The sequence below is a fragment of the Frankia sp. AgB32 genome, from assembly GCF_023243045.1.
GTDB lineage: Bacteria > Actinomycetota > Actinomycetes > Frankiales > Frankiaceae > Frankia.
This window is the reverse complement of record NZ_JALKFX010000038.1, coordinates 15,476-31,051: the sequence shown is the minus strand read 5'-3', so window position 1 is coordinate 31,051 and position 15,576 is coordinate 15,476. Positions and strand designations below refer to the sequence as shown.

The window sequence follows — 15,576 nt, the reverse complement described above, 5'->3', positions numbered from 1 at the left end:
ACCACCCACCGGGGTGGCCCGCCGGCGGCCGGGAAGGCGCCGCATGGGTGCCGAACCATCGCTGTACGACGTGCTCGGGGTGGCGCCGGACGCGACCGCCGAGCAGATCCGGCACGCCTACCGGGCCGCCGCGCGGCGGACCCACCCGGACACCGGCGGCCGCGCGCCGGCCTTCGCCCAGGTGAACGTCGCCTATCGCGTCCTGGCCGACGCCACCCTGCGACGGCAGTACGACCAGCGCCTGGCCGCTCCCGCCCGACCCGGCGCCGCCGGGCCACCACCCCCGCCCGGTCGGAGGGGCGGGGCCGGTGCGCCGCAGCCGGGGGCCGATCCGGTGGTGCGCCGGCGCTATCTGGTCCTCATGGGGATCGCGCTGGCCCTGTTCATCTCCGGAGGTGCGGTCGTCCGCCTGTACTCCCTGCCGGCTGCCATGGTCATGTGCGCGGTCGCGGCGGTGATCCCGCCCATCGCCGTCGCCGTCGCGGGCCGCCCTCGCCAACCGCCGGGCACGGACAGCCGGCACCCCCCGAACGGACCAGCGGGCTGAGGCCGGGCAGGAGACGCGCCGCCGTGGCCCGGGCGGGGCTCAGCCAGGCAGCCGCGCGCGCACCGAGCCGACGGGCTGCCCGCCGCCGAGCACGACCGGCGCCGCCAGGAAGGCGATCTGGGCCATATCGGTCTCCGTCCGCCCGGGGATGTCACGGGCGGGTAGGGCGCCCAGGCGGTTGAGCGCGGCGATCGCGACCGGGATGCCCGCCCGCCCGTTGCCATCGGCGATCTTGACCGCGACCGCGTGACCGTCGGCGGTCGCGACCACCGTGACCCCTTCGGCGCCGTTCTTGGCGACGATGCCGGGCACGGCCCGCATCAGTTCGGTGTCGGGCAGCCCCAACCCGCCGATCAGCTCAGGGTGCGCCCGCATGGCATCCACCACCCGCCGCCGCTCGCTGCCCCGCTCGGCCTGGACCATCGCCTGCAGGCCACGCGCGAGGCCGGTCAGCGACAGGGCGAACAGCGGTGCTCCGCAGCCGTCCACCGTCGTACCGGCGATCTCCACACCGCACAGGTCCTCGATCGTGGCGCGCACGGCGAGCTGCAGCGGATGGTCCGGCGCGAGGTAGTTTTCGATGGGCCAGCCGGCGGCCACGCAGCAGGCGATCATTCCGGCGTGCTTGCCGGAGCAGTTCATCAGGATCGGCTCTGCGCTGCCGCCCGCCCGAAGGTGCGCCTGCGCCGCCGCCGCGTCCAGCGGCAGGTCCGCCGGGCACTGCAGGGCGTCGGTCGAGACGCCCGCCACCGAGAGGATCTCCAGCACCCGGACCAGGTGCGGTCCCGCGCCGCTGTGTGAGCTGGCGACGATCGCCAACAGGTCGGTCGGGACGTGCCGGCTCAGGAACACCCGGTCGAGACCGGCCCGCAGAATCGCCACGGCCTGCATCGGCTTGACCGACGAACGCGGGAACATCGGCAGGTCCGGCGCGCCGACCCGGAGCGCGACCGAGCCATCTCGGGCCAACCCCACGACCGTGCCGTGATGGAGGCTCTCCACGAACGGCTCACCACCGCGCAACCCGCGGACGACCTCGGCGACCACCTGGGGACCCTCCGGTACCACCATGCAGGTCAGCGTACGACGGGCGGCTCGTCAGGGCGGACGTTGTGCCGATCCTGCGCAGATGCCGCCGAAACTCCCGTAACGACCCATGTGCGCCGGCGGATGGCGAGACCCGCGGCTGGTTGCGCGGAGCGGTCACCGCTGCGGGCCGCTCGGCTTACCCTGGACGACATGCCTGCCTACGACTACCGATGCCGGATCTGCGACGCGTCGTTCGAGATCCGCCGGAGCATCAGCGAGCCCGTCCCGGCCGGCGGGGTGGCCTGCCCCGCCGGGCATGCCGAGACCTCGCGGGTCTTCTCCGCGGTCGCGGTCAGCCGCGGCGCCGCCGCCCCGGCGATGGCCGCGCCCAGCGGCGGTGGCGGGGCGTGCTGCGGAGGTGGCTGCTGCGGCTGACCGCACCCGTCCCGCGGCGGGGGTGACCCCGGCGCAGTCCCGGGCTCAGCCCCCGCCGTGCTTCGCCGTCGGCGCACGGGCCGCCCGGCTGCGCGGCCCGACGTCGACCTGACGTTCCCGCTGGCCGTCGAAAGCAGCCGCGCGGTCCTCGGCAAGTCGTCGGCGGAGCAGGCGCAGCGTCTCCTCACGTTCGGCCTGGCTCAGGCCGGAGACCAGAGTTCGCAGCAGGCCACCAGCGCCCGGCCACCGTTCGTCCCCGCCGCGCCCACGCATGCCCATAGCACCGTCCTACCCCCGGTGGACCCTCGGTATGCCGCCGGTCACGCTCGGTGCGTTGCGCCCGGACGATCAGTCCACCGGCTCCGGCGGCTCCCTGGTGGCCTGCTCGCGCCCACGCAGCCGCGCTCGCGCTTTCCCGCTCTGGGTCCGCAGGGCCGCGTACTGCTCCCGCAGCAGCAGACCGTCGACGGCCGGCGGCCCGAAGATGATGATCCATGCCACGCCAAGTGACCACAGCCCCGCCAGTGCGCCGAGCGCGAGGACTCCGAACGCCCCGAGCGCGGCGAAGAACAGCAGGAACGCGACGCTCGCGACCAGTCCCCAGATGACCAGCCGGCGAACGCTGGCCGGCTCCGCCTGCGCCGCTCCCGCGCCCGCCGTCGCCGCGGTCGACCCGGCGAGCCGACTCCGCGTGGCCGGAACAGCGCCACCCCGGACAGCGCCACCCCGGACAGCGCCACCCCGACCGGCAGTTCCCCGGGCCGCAGCACCTCGGGCCGCAGTGCCCCGATTTCCAGCGCCTTGACCAGCGGCGGTCCTTCTGGCGGCGGCCCGGTCATCGACCGTGCTGGCCGGCGCCGGCGCGGCACGGCCAGGAGTCGAGGCGGGCCGGACCGGAGTCGTCGTAACAGCGACCGCAGAGGTGGAGCCGGCGGCACTCCGCCCAGCCGCCCCCGGCCGGGCGGCTGGTTCCGTCGCCAGGTCCCGACCCGGCTGGGCGGCACGACCCGGCTGGGCCGTGCGACGGGACGGGCTGGTGTGGCGGGACGAGGTGGCCTCGCCCGATCGGGCGTCGGCAGCGACCGCTCGGGCTTCCCGCCGGCCTGGGCGAGCGGTGTCCGCTGCGGCGTCATCTCGGGAGACGACGTCACGCCTGGTAGCGATACGAGGCCGTCGATCCAGCACGGTGCGTCCCATGCCTGTTCTGTGCCCTAACCACGCGGAGGTCATGCCGCCGTCTTCATCCGGCGAAATACATTTCTCCGCAGCCGCGAATCTCTTTGTCCCGTAGCGGTTTCACCGATGGTGGCATGGCGGCCGGGCCTGATGCCCAGCCACGGGGCGCCCCCGCCACCCTCGCGGGCACGTCAAAATGATCTACCACGATCCGTGACCGCAGCCGAGGGCGCCCCGGCCCGCCGCGCCGGGGGCGCTGACCGACCGTTCTCGCCTCCGCCTCGCCCGCATTCTCGTGCAGGTGACCGGACACCTCGTCCGGGGAATGTGCACGCTCGGTACGAAACAAACCTGATCCGGTGTTGGCCGGGATCATCAGCATTCGGCGGGCCGTTCGACCCGGGCGCGGACGGATGCCCCAAACGGACCATGGGCGGCGCGGTTGCGCGGCCCGAGCGGGCCACCGTCACGTGGGTGGTCCACGCGGGTCATCCAGGGCCCGGAGGACTGGCCCGTTCGGGCTCCGGCACGCGTCGGGCGCGCGGCGCGGCTACCGCGCATCCCCCACTCGGGTCATGAAACTCCGTAGCCCGGACCGGCACGCCTCCCCTGTCCGGGCCGGTGGGATTAGCCCGTAGGAACCAGGTCGGCCCGCGGCCCGACACCGCCCCCGCCCGGGTCACGGCGTCACCGGCGTGACGAGATCCGCCGAGTGCGGTGATGTCCGGACCTCGGCGCGTTCGGCATCAATGGCCGTCCGTACGCCGATCTCATACAGCGCACAGGCCTTTCCGATCACCGGCCGGGCGACATTGCGAACGGGTACTCCGCCTGCCGTCGATCCACGCTCCGAACCTGCGTGCGCATGACCGTGCAGCGCGAGTTCGGCACCGCCGGCATCCACCGCCTCGGCGAGGTGGTAGCTGCCGAGGAAGGGATATATCTCGGCCCGCTCCCCGATGAGCGTGTCCGGCACCGGCGCGTAATGGGTCAACGCCACGCGAATATCACAGTCCAGCTCTTCCAGCGCGAATAGCAGGTTATTCGCAACATCACGGGCATGTCTGACGAATGCCTTCATCAGCGGCTCGCCGAAGTCGGAGCCACTCGCTCCGGCAAAGCCCCCGCCAAACCCCTTGACCCCGGCCACTCCGAGCCGCACACCGCCGATGTCGTGGACCGTTCCCGCGCCTTCCAGAACCGTGGCTCCCGCCGCGGTGAGTATCGCGGTGATCTCCTCCTCCGCGTCGCCGTGGTAATCGTGGTTGCCCAGAACGGCGACAACCGGGATCTCCGCCCGCGCGATCTCGGCCGCCACCACCTCGGCCTCCTCGGGCCGGCCGTGCTGGGTGAGGTCGCCGGCGAGCAGCAACACGTCCGCGCGCCCGACCAGGTCACGCAGCACGGGCGCGAAGGTCCCGGCGCTGTCCGTACCGAGATGGATGTCGCCGACCGCGGCGATTCGGATCATTGGATCGTCTCCACGTTCGCCGGTCCGTCGGCCGTGGTCCGGCCGGTGATGGTGACGTCGTTGCGCACCGGATGCCCCGGAGCCGCCTCGGCGATCACCTGCGCGACCGCCCGGCGACGGGCGTCCGTCGCGACCTCGCCCTCGACGAGGACGTATCCCTCCCGGACGGCCACTTCCAACCCCAACTCCGCCACCCGCGGATCCTCGGCAAGCAGTTCGTGCAGGTCACCGGCCAGGTACTCGTCGGCTTCGGCCGGGTCCACCGCCCGGCGAGCGGCCTGCGACGCACCGGCACCCGACCCGGCCGATCCCGATCCCGATCCCGGGGCGCCGGCGGACGGCTGACCCGCCACGGACCGGCCAGCGGTGGCGACCCGCTCCTCGGGCCGGGAATCAGCACCCGGCACACCCCCGTCAGCGGCCGTGTCCGCCCTGCCGGCCACGATCGCCGGCTCGGCCGTACCCGGCGGGCTGGTCGGCGCCGGGGAATGGGGAGAAACTCCGGTGCCCGTCGCCGCGATTCGCCCGGCCTTGCGATTCGCGCCATTGCGGCCAGGTGGCGTCGACGCGAGACCGTCTCCGGGGGGTATCAGGCTGAGCCTTGTGGCGACCAGCAGGGCGGCTTCGGCAAAGGGTGAGGCGGCCGTGGCGCGGCGGACCTGATCCCAGTCGACCTGTTCCCGCATCGCCCGGATCATCGGCAGTACGCGGGCCAGATCGCAGTACCGTTCCTCCAGGGCCAGCAGGGTCATCTCGAACCAGTCCGTCGCGTCCAGGACGGGCATCCGCACCGAGTCGACCGACATCTCGCTGGAGCGTTCCAGCATCTCGCCGGTGACGGCACGACCGACCGGATGATGGATCAGATCGACGAGCACCTCGCCGTCGAACACCTTGGTGAGCCAGTCCTCCGGCGGATCCACCGAGCGCAGGCCGGCGGCGGCCAGCACGGAGACAGCGCGGGCGACATCTTCCTCCCGCAGCATGAAATCCACGTCGTGAACAGGCTCGGGGCCGCCCCGGGCCCAACATGCGTAGCTTCCCCCGAGGGCGAACGGGATGTCCGCCTCCTTCAGGGTCACCGCGACACGTTTCAGACTCTCCCGCAGACCTCTGGGCGCATCCTCCATACGGGAGCCACTACCCGCACAGTGCCCGTCATGCACCCACCACCAGGAGGTTGTGCCCGGGGCCTCCCTGTCACGAGCATGACATCCCCGAATGGCTACCCCGAAGCGGTGATGAGCCTACTACGCACGTACCAGGATGTCCGGTAATCCCTAGTTATAATTTCACTACATGCCACCCCAGTAACGGCGCAGACGCCGAGGCACCACGTGATTCTGACAGCCTGGCGACAACGAGCGTCGACATGAGCGATGATGACCTTTGCGGCGAACTCGTCGGCCGCCTACTTCGACACCGGATTGGAAGCGAACCCTGAACGCGCGCACACGATCCGACCAGTTGCCCCGGGGTGTCGGTGATGACACCAGCGCGCTGGAACATTCCGGCGAGCGCCTACCCGGGCAACGCGCAACCGAGCCGGCAGCCCTGCCTTCGCCGCCGGCCGAACCGCCCGCCACCAGCGGCGTCGTGGACATGTCCAGCCACCCGGGCCAGCTCGCCCGGCGGCTGCAGCAGGTGACCTACCAGCTGTGGACGACCACGGTCTCCACCGAGACGACACCCCCGCAGTTCGTCGTTCTCAACAGCCTTCTGGCGGATCCCGACATCGACCAGCGCACGCTCGGCGAACGGGCGTCGCTCGACCGGTCCACCGTCGCCGATGTGGTCGCGAGACTCGTCCAGCGGGGTCTCATCCGTCGGGTCCGGGATCCGCGCGATGGCCGGCGCAACGTCCTGCGGCTGACCAGGCGCGGCGAGTCCACCCACGCTCAGGTGGCGGATCGCATCGAGCAGATGAACGACAAACTGCTGGCGCCGCTGTCCAAGGAGGAACAGGGCACCCTGCTGTCCATGCTGACGCGGATCGTCGACCAGGACAGCCAGCGCTAGCCGGGCCTACCGCCTGCGGGCCTGCCCTCAGGCCGGCGACCCCAGTCGTCGGGCTTGCCGTTCTCGCGGTCGGCACGGTCGGCGTCACCGCCTCGTCCCCGCTCCACGGACGCGAGGCCGCCCGGTCCGCCGCCCGCACGCCGGCGGGCGGGGCCGCCCCGGCTGCGGTGAGCCCGACGGCGGGACATCCCCAGATTCGATCAGCCCTGTCCTGGCAGCATCTTTCGCCGCCCACGAAGATCGAAAAAAGATCAAACTAATTGCAATTAGCGTGTCAACTCTGACAACCCGCTACTGTCGGCGCTGCGACATCGGCGCGCCGGCCGCCGTCGCCCCGCGAAGTAGCCCGGTTCGAGGAGGACACGTGACATCGCCTGACACCGCGGCCCTGGTGCTCCGGGTCATTGTGGGTCTCACCCTGATCGCGCACGGCTACAACCACGTGTTCGGGCCCGGCGGGATCAAGGGGACGGCTGGCTGGTTCGGCAGCATGGGGCTGCGGCCACCGCTCGTGCACGCCTGGATGTCCGGGCTGGTCGAACTCGCCGCCGGGGCCGGGCTGATCGTCGGCTTCCTCACCCCGTTCGCCGCGGGTGCGATCATCGGCACGATGGTCGTCGCCGGCATCACCGCGCACCGCACCAACGGGTTCTTCATCTTCAAGCCCGGTCAGGGCTATGAGTACGTCCTGATGATCTCGGTCGTCTGCGCGGCCATCGGCATCCTCGGCCCGGGCAAGGCCTCGCTGGACCACGCGATCGGCATCGAGCTCGACGGCTGGGTCGGCGGCATCATCGCGCTCGTGCTCGGCGTCGGCGGCGCCGCCCTGCTGCTGGCGACCGCGTGGCGCCCGGAGCGCAGGGCCGCCGGGTCGACGAGCGCCTGACCGCACCGCCGCCGGACTGATTCCCGCCGGCCGGGCCGGACGCAGCACTGATTCCGGCCCGGCACAACGTGCATCTCGACAATCATTGTGCTGATACTGGCATTCGTGGTTACCGACATCGATGGTGGACAGCAGGACCGACCGACCCCGGCGCCCGCGCTGCACCTGCCGGGCGACGGCCTGGAAGTCGCCGCGGACGCCTACGGCGATCCGGCCGATCCCCCCGTCGTGCTGCTGCCCGGAGGCGGCCAGACGCGCCACTCGTGGCGCCGCACGGCTCGCCGGTTCGGCGACCACGGCTGGTACGCGCTGACGGTCGACCTGCGCGGCCACGGCGACTCCGGCTGGGCACCCGACGGCGACTACGCCTTCGAGCGCTTCGCTGCGGACATCCTCGTGCTGTGCGGAGCTCTGAGCCAGCCACCGGTGCTCGTCGGAGCCTCCCTCGGCGGGCTCGCCGCGCTCATCGCCCTCGGCCGCGAACCGGAAGTGGCCCGGGGCCTCGTCCTCGTCGACGTGTCCCCGTTCCTGCAGAACGAGGGCACCGCGCGGATCACCGGGTTCATGCGGTCGGCGCCGGAAGGCTTCGCCTCCCCCGCGGAGGCCGCCGACGCGGTCGCCGCCTACCTGCCGCACCGGGAGCGTCCGCGCGACACCAGCGGGCTGCGCAGGAACCTGCGCCTGGTGAACGGACGCTGGTTCTGGCACTGGGATCCCGTGTTCCTCTTCCCGCCCGGGGAGCCCGACCCGGCGCGGGTGAACAGGATGGCGACCGACCTCGCCGCCGCCGCGGCAGGCCTGCGGCTCCCGACGATGCTGGTCCGCGGCAGCCGGTCGGACGTCGTCAGCGAAGGTGACGCCCACCGGTTCCTCACCCTCGTCCCGCACGCCGACTACAGCGACGTGGCCGGCGCGCACCACATGGTGGCCGGCGACGACAACGCATCGTTCGACGAGCGCATCCTGGACTTTCTCGATCGCCGGATCCGCCCCCGGCTGATCCTCGACGCCTCGCTCAGCGGCGACCCCATGGCCGGGGACGAGGCTGCTGGGGACGAGGTGTGCGCCTGACCTCGACGCCGACGGACGCCGGACCCCGCGTCGGGCGGCGGCCCGGCGCGGCCGGCCTGTTGCTCGCCGCCGGCGCCGGGCGGCGGATGGGCCGTCCCAAGGCGTTGGTGGAGATCGACGGCGAGCCGCTCGTCGCCCGCGGGATCCGGTTGCTCGCCGACGGCGGCGCCCGGCCGGTCGTGGTCATCGCTGGCGCTGCCGCCCCGCAGGTCGAGGCGGTCGCCGCCGCGCTGACCACGGTGACACCGGTGCGCCTGGTCCGCGCGCAGCGCTGGGCGGAAGGCCTCGGCGCGTCACTGCGTGCCGGGCTCGCCGCCGCCGCCGACCTGGACGTGGACGCCGTGGTCGTGGCCCTCGTCGACCAGCCCGACCTGGTCGCCGCCGCGGTCCGCCGGCTGATCGGGGCCGCCGCGCCGGGCGGCGGCTACCCGCACCCGGCGTTGACGGCGAGCTACCAGGGGCGGGCGGGGCATCCCGTCCTGCTGCGACGGGCGGTCTGGGAGCGGGTCGCCGCGTCGGCCGTGGGAGACGTCGGCGCCCGGGCGTGGCTGCGCGCGCACCCCGCCGAGGTCGGTCTCGTCCCCTGCGACGGGCTGGGCTCCCCCCGGGACGTCGACACCCCGGCGGACCTGGCGGCGTCCCGCGCCGGTCCGGACCACGGTCGGCGCGGACCTCGTGACCTGCGGGAGGATGCGGACATGGAGCTGTCCGTCATCGACAACCCCGACCGGCACCGCCACGAGGCGCGCACTCCCGAAGGGGAACTCGCCGGCCTCGTGCAGTACCAGCGGCGGCCGGATCGGATCGTGTTCGTGCACACCGAGGTCCTGCCGGAGTACGAGGGCAGAGGCGTGGGTTCGGCGCTGGCCGCCGCCGCTCTCGACGCAGCCCGCCAACAGGGCCTGGCGGTTATTCCGGAATGCCCCTATATTCGCGGGTACATCGACCGCCATCCGGACTATGCGGACCTGGTGGCGGACGTCGGCGAATCCCGTTCCGGCTGACCCTCAGCGGACGCCCAACTCGGCGAAAACGACCGTCCTGGCGGGTGCCACGTGGTCGACGATGTGGGAGACGGACACACAGCACCCCATCCCGGTGGTCACATCATCGTGGTGGCGGCGGGTCCACGGCGGGCTCGGCGCCCGGGAAAGGACGTGTGCGTGTCGGCCGCCCGTCATCGGTCCCGAGGTGCCGCACCTCGGGGGGAACAGCCGCCGCCGGCCGGCCCGCGCGACGCCGAACGTGGTCGACGCCGCTGGCCCGGGGCGGTCAGCGGGATGGCGGTTCTCCTGCTCGGCGGGCTCACGATCACAGGTCTCGGGTTCGTGGCGGCGGCCGTCTGGCATGGCAGCTCGTCCGAGGAGTGCGCCGACGGCACGCCCCGCGCCGCGCTGACCATCACCGCCGCCCCGACCCTGGCGACGCCGATCCGACAGCTCGCCACCGCCTACGGGCAGGCGCATCGCGAGGCGGGCCAGCCCTGCACGTCGATCACGGTGGCGTCGACGCCGTCGGACCGCGCGCTGGACACCCTGGCCCGCTCCGACGCGTCCGGGTCGGGCACGCCGGACGTGTGGATCCCCGAGGCGGCGGACTGGCTGGAACTCGGCCAGGAGTCCGATACCGCCGCCCGGCAACTGCCCGCCCGGGCGACGACGATCGCGGGCTCGCCGATCGTCATCGCGATGCCCCGGCCGATGGCGGAGGAGCTCGGCTGGCCGGAACACCATCTGACCTGGGCTGAACTCGCCACCGACGCGGCGACGCCCAGGTTCTGGGCCAGTCGGGGCAAGCCCGAGTGGGGCGAGTTCCGCTTCGCCATGGCAAACCCGGAGAACTCCGCCGCCGCCCTGCGCGCGGTGATCGGCACGGTCAGCGCGGCGCGCGGCATCGCTCCCGCCGAACTCACCGCGGGCACCTTCGACCAGGACCGCGCCGCCCAGGCCACGGTGGTGCGCCTCGACAGTTCGGTGGCGTGGCTGCCGCAGTACGACAGCGAGCTCGTCGACGCGGTCCCGGACGGCGTGCCGTCGGCGTTCCCCGCCCTGGAGTCCGACGTCATCGCCTACAACCGGGCGGCGGCCCGCGCCTCGTCGCCGGCGCCCACCTCGCTGGTGGCGTCCTATCCCGCGGACGGATCGTTCACCGCGTCGGTGCCGTACATCGTCCTCAACCGGGCGTCCGGCACAGCGTCGAAGCAGGCCGCGGCCGACGCGTTCCTCCGCTATGTGCAGGGCGACGCGGGTCGCCGGGCGCTGAGCGCCGCGGGCCTGCGCTCTCCGGCGGAACTCGCCGGCGGCAGTGACCCGGCCGGCCTGGCGGGCACCCTCACGATCACCGACGGGGTGCGCACGACACCGCCGAAACTGGCCAGCACCGACGCCTCGGACACCGTGCTGGGCACCGCGCGCCGGTTCTTCCGCCATGCCCGCCAGCGCATTGCCGTGCTCGCCCTGGTCGACACGTCCGGTTCGATGAGACTGCCGCGCACGGACGACCCCGGCCGAACCCGGATCGCGGCCGCCGCCGACACCGCCCAGGCCGGCGTCGGGCTGTTCCCGCCGGACAGCGATGTGCAGCTCTGGCAGTTCTCCGGCGATCTGCCCGACGGTCACCGCGAGCTGGCCGCGATGGCGCCGCTGAACTCACCCGGTGTCCACGGGACGCACCGCGACGACCTGTTCGCCGCCGGCACACCGCCCGCCGGCGGCGTCACCAACCTGTACGCGACGGCGGTCGCCGCGGTCCGCGACCGCATCGACCATTACACCGCGGGCCGGTTGAACGCCGTCATCATGTTCACCGACGGCAGCGTCGACGACACCGGCAGCACCGGCGGTTCCAGCAGCACACGGTCGGCTGCGGCCAACGGGCCGACGCTCGACCAGGCCGTCGCGGCGTTGCGGTCCGAGGCCGACCCGAAGCGCCCGGTCCAGATGATCATCGTCGCCTGTGACCCGTCGGCCGACATGGCCGGGCTGACCCGACTCGCGGCGGCCACCGGTGGTCATGCCTACCTCGACCCGGACGTCAACGGCCTGTTCGACGTCTACGCCGACGCGCTGACCCACGCCAACGGCTGACCGCCGGCCCGCGGGGGCGGTGTGACCGCCTCCGCGCCGGCGTCGGCGATCAGCCGGCCACGCCAGCCGCGCGGCGGCTGCCGGCCCTCGTGCGCAGTGGGTCGGGACTGGCGGCCTGCGGGAAGCGGCGAAGGTACTCGCGTTCGAGTTCCAGCATTCTGGCGGTGTGGGTCTCGAACGCGTCCTCGCTTCCCGCGATGAAGGCGTCGTGTCGGGTGCGGTGCAGGTGCTGCAGCTCCCTGGCAAGATCAAGATCGGCCAGGTCCGGGGCGGGGATTCCCGCGGGTCGATGCGTCATGTCGGGGGTGTACCCGCTGCGGCGTCGGAACTCCCGCGTCATGACCATTTCGCGCGGCGGTCCGCTTCCGACGCTCACAGCGGCGGCGCCGGCGGCACCGGATCGGGCCCTGGCCCCGGCGGCACCGGATCGGGGCCCGGTCCCGGCGGCACCGGATCGGGGCCTGGTCCCGGCGGCACCGGATCAGGGCCGGGACCGGGCGGCACCGGGTCGGGAACGGGCGACGGCGGCACCGGATCGGAGGGAACCGGACCCGGTCCGGGCGGCGGCAGCACCGCGACACTGGCCCCACCCCGGCTGGCCGAACGAGGGAGGGTTCTCCTGCGACTGAGGGTTCTCATGGGGCTGAGGGTTCTCATGGGGTGGCGGTGCCCGGTCGGCGCGCGTCGCACACCGCGGCGACCAGATCCGTCGCGGGGGGTGGTCGAGCCGGCGCCCGATCACTACGGTTGCAACCTATGACCGGGATGGTCGGAATCATGGGACCGCCCCAGGACGTCGTCGTGCGCACCGAGCAGCGGATGGCCCGGATGGTCGGCTATGCACGGGCGGCCTGCGCGACGTTCGTGCTGGTCCCGCTGTTCGGTTGGGACCAGTTGCGGCATCCCTGGATCGCCGTGGTGGTCGTGGTGGCCGCCGCCGCCGAGGCCGGCTGGTTCTCCTGGTCCGCCTGGCACAGCACCTCCCGCCTCGCCGACCGGCTGGTCCTCGCCGACGTGGCGTTCTGCGTCGCGCTGATGCTGGTCGGCTCGCGCGCGGCCGAGCCGGGCGAACGCAACAGGATCATGACCGAGCTGGTGCCGTTCAGCCTGGTGGCTCCGGCCGGAGTGGGCTTCGCGCTGGGCATCGGCGTCGCCGGGGTCGTCATGGTGGCCGCGCTGATGGCGGCGTGGAGCCTGGCCGTGCTGCCGGACGTCACTCTGAAGCTCGGCTCGGACCTGCTGGGCTTCGCGCTCTGGTACGCGGTCGCGCTGCTCATCGCGCGCGAACTGCGCGCGTTGTCGGACGCGACGGCGGCCGCCCAGGAGGACGCGGCCGCCGCCTGGCGACTCTTCGTCGAGCAGGAGCGGGAGGCGGAGAGCCTGCGGCACCGCGAGATCACCCATCGCGAGATCCACGACTACCTGCTGCCGATCGTCGACCATGTCGCGGCCGGTGGGACGCCCAGCGCGGCCCTGGTCCGGGAGGCCCGGCGGGGAGCGCAACGGGCCCGCCGGATCATCATGGACCCGCGGGGCATGGACCCCCGGGTCCTCACCGACGACACCTCCGGTTCCGGCCCGGGCGAGCCCCCCGCCAGCAGCGGCTCCGACGTGGTTCCGGCCGGCGCCGACCGGGGGGCCGGGCCCGGCGAGAGCCAGGCGTCCCGGGAGGACGGCGAGACCGGCCTCGAGGCGATGATGTCCGCCGTCGTCGACATGTTCGCCGACGAGGGTCTCCCGCTGGTGCCGTTCGTGGCCGTGCGCGGCGAGCCGCCCGAGGCCGTGCGCGAGGCGCTGGTCGCCGCGACCCGCGAGGCGCTGCGCAACGTGATGCGGCACGCCGGTCCCGTGGACGAGGTCAGCCTGTTCGTCGAGGGCGACGCGGAGGAGGTGCTGGTCGTGGTCCGGGATCGGGGCGTCGGTTTCGACCCGGCGACGGTCCGCCGCGGCGGTGGGCTCGCGGGCAGCTACCCGGCGATCTCCCGCCACGGCGGCCGGGTGGAGGTCACCGCCCGGCCCGGCGGCGGGGTCAAGGTGACCCTGCGCTGGCCGGCACCGCCGGCCGGGGTACCCGGCGGCGCCCCGTGAACGCCGAGCTCCCGGACCAGGTGGCCGGGGACCGCCGCCCGCTCTCGGTGGCGATCATCGATGACCATCCGATCGCGACGGAGTCCCTGGCCGGTCGGTTCGCGGGCGCCGGGTTCTCGGTGCTGGCGCCCGCACCGAGCCTGGAGGCCCTCGACCCGGCCGCCACCCCCGACGTGGTCGTCTGCGACCTGCACCTGCCCGGGCTGTCCGGTGCCGCCGCCGTGGCCGAGCTGCGCGGCCGGGGCCTGCGGGTGCTCGCGACGTCCGGGGTGGCGACGTCGGACGAGGTACTCGACGCGATCGCCGCGGGGGCCGCGGGGTTCGTCGACAAGACCGTGCTCGCGCAGCAGTTCATCGCGGCGGCGACGGCCGTCGCCGCCGGCGGTCACCATGTCTCCGCCCGACTGGCCGGCTTTCTGCTGGAGGACGCGTCCCGGCGGCGGCTGGCCCGCGACGAGATCGACGACGACGAGCGGAACCTGCTGCGCGGCCTCGCCCAGGGCGACACCCTCGACGAGCTGTGCGCCGAGTGGGGACTCACGTCCGCGGCGGCCCACCGCCACCTGCTCCGGATCTTCGATGCCGCCCGCCGCCGGCGCCGCCTGCACCGGCCCTCACCGCGCGAGGCCGAGGTGATGGTGCTCGTCGGCTGCCGCGGGCTGTCCCACAAGGAGGCGGCCCGGGCGATGAACGTCAAGGTGAGCGTGGTCGCCGACTATCTGCGCGCGGTGCGGGTCAAGTACCTCGCCAGCCATCCCGACGCACCGGTGACGATCCCGCCGAGCACCGCGGCGACGCTCTGGGCCCGGGAGCTCGGCTTCGGCTGACCACCGGGCACGCGGACCCCCGGATTTCGTGGGATTGCCCGCGCGGGCCCGGCACCGGGACGCTCGTCGGAATGGGTACCGACGGGGGAGCCGGGAGCCGGTCCCGGTCCGGCCGGTTACAGGCGGCCTTCGACGCCTCCTTCCTCACCGCGGTGGCGCTGCCGGCCGATCTCACCCTGATCAGAGCCCCGGACACGCCCGGTTCCCCGCAGGACGCGGCGGCGGTGCGCCACGGCCACGCAATCTGGCTGGGGCAGCCGGACGCCCCGCTGTACCGGCTCGACGACGAACGCTGGCTGCTGGCCAGCGTCCGCCGGGCCGACGCGCTGGCCCGTGACCTGCTCGGACCGGCACCGGCGACCAGGGCGGCGGCGGGAACGGCGGCGTGCGTCGAGCGGGGCGACCCGACCGCGGGCGTCCTCCAGGTGAGCTGGCTCGGGCCGGTCGTGGCCCGGCTGCGCATCACCCCGGGTGAGGACGCGGCGCTTCCCGACGATCTCCCCGCGGGCCTCGCCCGGCTGACCCGCTCCGAGGTCGCCCGACTCGCCGAGGTCGCCGCCCGGCCACGCCGTCCCCGGTGGCCCGCGGGGCGCTGGCGCCGATGACCACGCTCGGAAACCATCCTCCGACGGCTTCCGTCCGGCGGTTTCCCCCGAAGATCAGGGGATGGTGCGCCTCCTGGTGATCCCACAGGATGAGCCTGGGAATCACGCCGTGCGACGGCACGGGCGGGCTGACCTCGGGGGAGCAGCCGCCCATGTCGTACGGGGGCGTGCTGGTGTGGTTCTTGGGCTGCCGGCCCTCGGGGGAGGCCGGCAGCCCGCCCACGCCCGGATCTGACCCGCCACAAGGGGCGACTGGACACGGACGATCCGTCCCGTTGTTCGCTGGTTTGGCGAGGGTGTCGACGCCGCCCCGGCAGACGCCGCTACGATCTGCCC

Annotated in this window: 16 protein-coding genes; 10 read left to right on the top strand and 6 right to left on the bottom strand. The window is 73.5% G+C overall.

Going from position 1 to position 15,576, the window contains the following annotated elements; genetic code table 11:
• Window positions 1–43: 43 nt before the first annotated feature.
• Complete coding sequence (locus MXD60_RS13860) at window positions 44–547, top strand: J domain-containing protein (protein ID WP_248819464.1); 504 nt, start codon at window positions 44–46, stop codon at window positions 545–547.
• Between the two features lie 39 nt (window positions 548–586).
• On the opposite strand, the gene MXD60_RS13855 is transcribed toward MXD60_RS13860, so the two are convergent.
• Window positions 587–1,618 carry an asparaginase gene (locus MXD60_RS13855; RefSeq protein ID WP_248819463.1) on the bottom strand — a complete coding sequence of 344 codons (1,032 nt, stop codon included), beginning with the start codon at window positions 1,616–1,618 and terminating at the stop codon, window positions 587–589.
• 168 nt (window positions 1,619–1,786) lie between these two features.
• On the opposite strand from MXD60_RS13855, the gene MXD60_RS13850 reads away from it, so the two are divergent.
• Window positions 1,787–2,011 (top strand): FmdB family zinc ribbon protein, encoded by a 225-nt coding sequence (locus tag MXD60_RS13850; protein WP_248819483.1) that lies wholly within the window; start codon window positions 1,787–1,789, stop codon window positions 2,009–2,011.
• A 45-nt stretch (window positions 2,012–2,056) separates the two neighbouring features.
• Here MXD60_RS13850 and MXD60_RS13845 read toward each other — a convergent pair whose 3' ends face one another.
• From MXD60_RS13845 to MXD60_RS13830, 4 genes are all read right to left on the bottom strand, one after another.
• The gene (locus MXD60_RS13845) at window positions 2,057–2,290 is read right to left on the bottom strand and encodes a hypothetical protein (RefSeq protein ID WP_248819462.1); all 234 of its coding nucleotides are present in this window, start codon (window positions 2,288–2,290) and stop codon (window positions 2,057–2,059) included.
• A gap of 69 nt (window positions 2,291–2,359) precedes the next feature.
• Entirely contained in the window at window positions 2,360–2,512 is a 153-nt protein-coding gene (locus tag MXD60_RS13840) for a hypothetical protein (protein WP_248819461.1), read from the bottom strand.
• A 1,354-nt stretch (window positions 2,513–3,866) separates the two neighbouring features.
• Window positions 3,867–4,658 carry a metallophosphoesterase family protein gene (locus tag MXD60_RS13835; protein ID WP_248819460.1) on the bottom strand — a complete coding sequence of 264 codons (792 nt, stop codon included), beginning with the start codon at window positions 4,656–4,658 and terminating at the stop codon, window positions 3,867–3,869.
• Window positions 4,655–5,740, bottom strand: a complete 1,086-nt coding sequence (locus MXD60_RS13830) for a BON domain-containing protein (protein WP_308222471.1) — start codon at window positions 5,738–5,740, stop codon at window positions 4,655–4,657. Before MXD60_RS13830 ends, MXD60_RS13835 begins: the two co-directional genes overlap by 4 nt.
• Before the next feature lie 385 nt (window positions 5,741–6,125).
• Here MXD60_RS13830 and MXD60_RS13825 point away from each other — a divergent pair, with 385 nt between their 5' ends.
• From MXD60_RS13825 to MXD60_RS13805, 5 genes are all read left to right on the top strand, one after another.
• Entirely contained in the window at window positions 6,126–6,677 is a 552-nt protein-coding gene (locus MXD60_RS13825; protein ID WP_518467923.1) for a MarR family winged helix-turn-helix transcriptional regulator, read from the top strand.
• Window positions 6,678–7,041: 364 nt separating this feature from the next.
• The gene (locus MXD60_RS13820; RefSeq protein WP_248819458.1) at window positions 7,042–7,563 is read left to right on the top strand and encodes a DoxX family protein; all 522 of its coding nucleotides are present in this window, start codon (window positions 7,042–7,044) and stop codon (window positions 7,561–7,563) included.
• A gap of 105 nt (window positions 7,564–7,668) precedes the next feature.
• Complete coding sequence (locus tag MXD60_RS13815) at window positions 7,669–8,634, top strand: alpha/beta fold hydrolase (RefSeq protein ID WP_248819457.1); 966 nt, start codon at window positions 7,669–7,671, stop codon at window positions 8,632–8,634.
• The gene (locus MXD60_RS13810; RefSeq protein ID WP_248819456.1) at window positions 8,625–9,638 is read left to right on the top strand and encodes a GNAT family N-acetyltransferase; all 1,014 of its coding nucleotides are present in this window, start codon (window positions 8,625–8,627) and stop codon (window positions 9,636–9,638) included. Before MXD60_RS13815 ends, MXD60_RS13810 begins: the two co-directional genes overlap by 10 nt.
• A 276-nt stretch (window positions 9,639–9,914) precedes the next feature.
• Window positions 9,915–11,720, top strand: a complete 1,806-nt coding sequence (locus tag MXD60_RS13805) for a substrate-binding and VWA domain-containing protein (RefSeq protein WP_248819455.1) — start codon at window positions 9,915–9,917, stop codon at window positions 11,718–11,720.
• A gap of 49 nt (window positions 11,721–11,769) precedes the next feature.
• Here MXD60_RS13805 and MXD60_RS13800 read toward each other — a convergent pair whose 3' ends face one another.
• On the bottom strand, window positions 11,770–12,018 hold the full coding sequence (locus tag MXD60_RS13800) for a DUF6158 family protein (protein WP_248819481.1): 249 nt from the start codon (window positions 12,016–12,018) through the stop codon (window positions 11,770–11,772).
• A 479-nt stretch (window positions 12,019–12,497) separates the two neighbouring features.
• Here MXD60_RS13800 and MXD60_RS13795 point away from each other — a divergent pair, with 479 nt between their 5' ends.
• The 3 genes from MXD60_RS13795 to MXD60_RS13785 all read left to right on the top strand — a co-directional run bounded on the left by MXD60_RS13795 (window position 12,498) and on the right by MXD60_RS13785 (window position 15,240).
• A complete protein-coding gene (locus MXD60_RS13795) occupies window positions 12,498–13,808 on the top strand; it encodes a sensor histidine kinase (RefSeq protein ID WP_248819454.1) in 1,311 nt (436 codons plus the stop codon).
• Window positions 13,805–14,635 carry a response regulator gene (locus MXD60_RS13790; protein WP_248819453.1) on the top strand — a complete coding sequence of 277 codons (831 nt, stop codon included), beginning with the start codon at window positions 13,805–13,807 and terminating at the stop codon, window positions 14,633–14,635. Before MXD60_RS13795 ends, MXD60_RS13790 begins: the two co-directional genes overlap by 4 nt.
• A gap of 71 nt (window positions 14,636–14,706) precedes the next feature.
• Window positions 14,707–15,240, top strand: a complete 534-nt coding sequence (locus MXD60_RS13785; RefSeq protein ID WP_248819452.1) for a hypothetical protein — start codon at window positions 14,707–14,709, stop codon at window positions 15,238–15,240.
• Window positions 15,241–15,576: the final 336 nt, after the last annotated feature.

What these genes read in the sequence shown, in the direction of transcription:
- MXD60_RS13860 (WP_248819464.1), top strand. Translation starts at nt 44, where the DNA reads ATGGGTGCCGAACCATCGCTGTACGACGTGCTCGGGGTGGCGCCGGAC.
- MXD60_RS13785 (WP_248819452.1), top strand. Translation starts at nt 14,707, where the DNA reads ATGGGTACCGACGGGGGAGCCGGGAGCCGGTCCCGGTCCGGCCGGTTA.
- MXD60_RS13845 (WP_248819462.1), bottom strand. Translation starts at nt 2,290, where the DNA reads ATGGGCATGCGTGGGCGCGGCGGGGACGAACGGTGGCCGGGCGCTGGT.
- MXD60_RS13800 (WP_248819481.1), bottom strand. Translation starts at nt 12,018, where the DNA reads ATGACGCATCGACCCGCGGGAATCCCCGCCCCGGACCTGGCCGATCTT.
- MXD60_RS13835 (WP_248819460.1), bottom strand. Translation starts at nt 4,658, where the DNA reads ATGATCCGAATCGCCGCGGTCGGCGACATCCATCTCGGTACGGACAGC.
- MXD60_RS13805 (WP_248819455.1), top strand. Translation starts at nt 9,915, where the DNA reads ATGGCGGTTCTCCTGCTCGGCGGGCTCACGATCACAGGTCTCGGGTTC.
- MXD60_RS13795 (WP_248819454.1), top strand. Translation starts at nt 12,498, where the DNA reads ATGGGACCGCCCCAGGACGTCGTCGTGCGCACCGAGCAGCGGATGGCC.
- MXD60_RS13850 (WP_248819483.1), top strand. Translation starts at nt 1,787, where the DNA reads ATGCCTGCCTACGACTACCGATGCCGGATCTGCGACGCGTCGTTCGAG.
- MXD60_RS13855 (WP_248819463.1), bottom strand. Translation starts at nt 1,618, where the DNA reads ATGGTGGTACCGGAGGGTCCCCAGGTGGTCGCCGAGGTCGTCCGCGGG.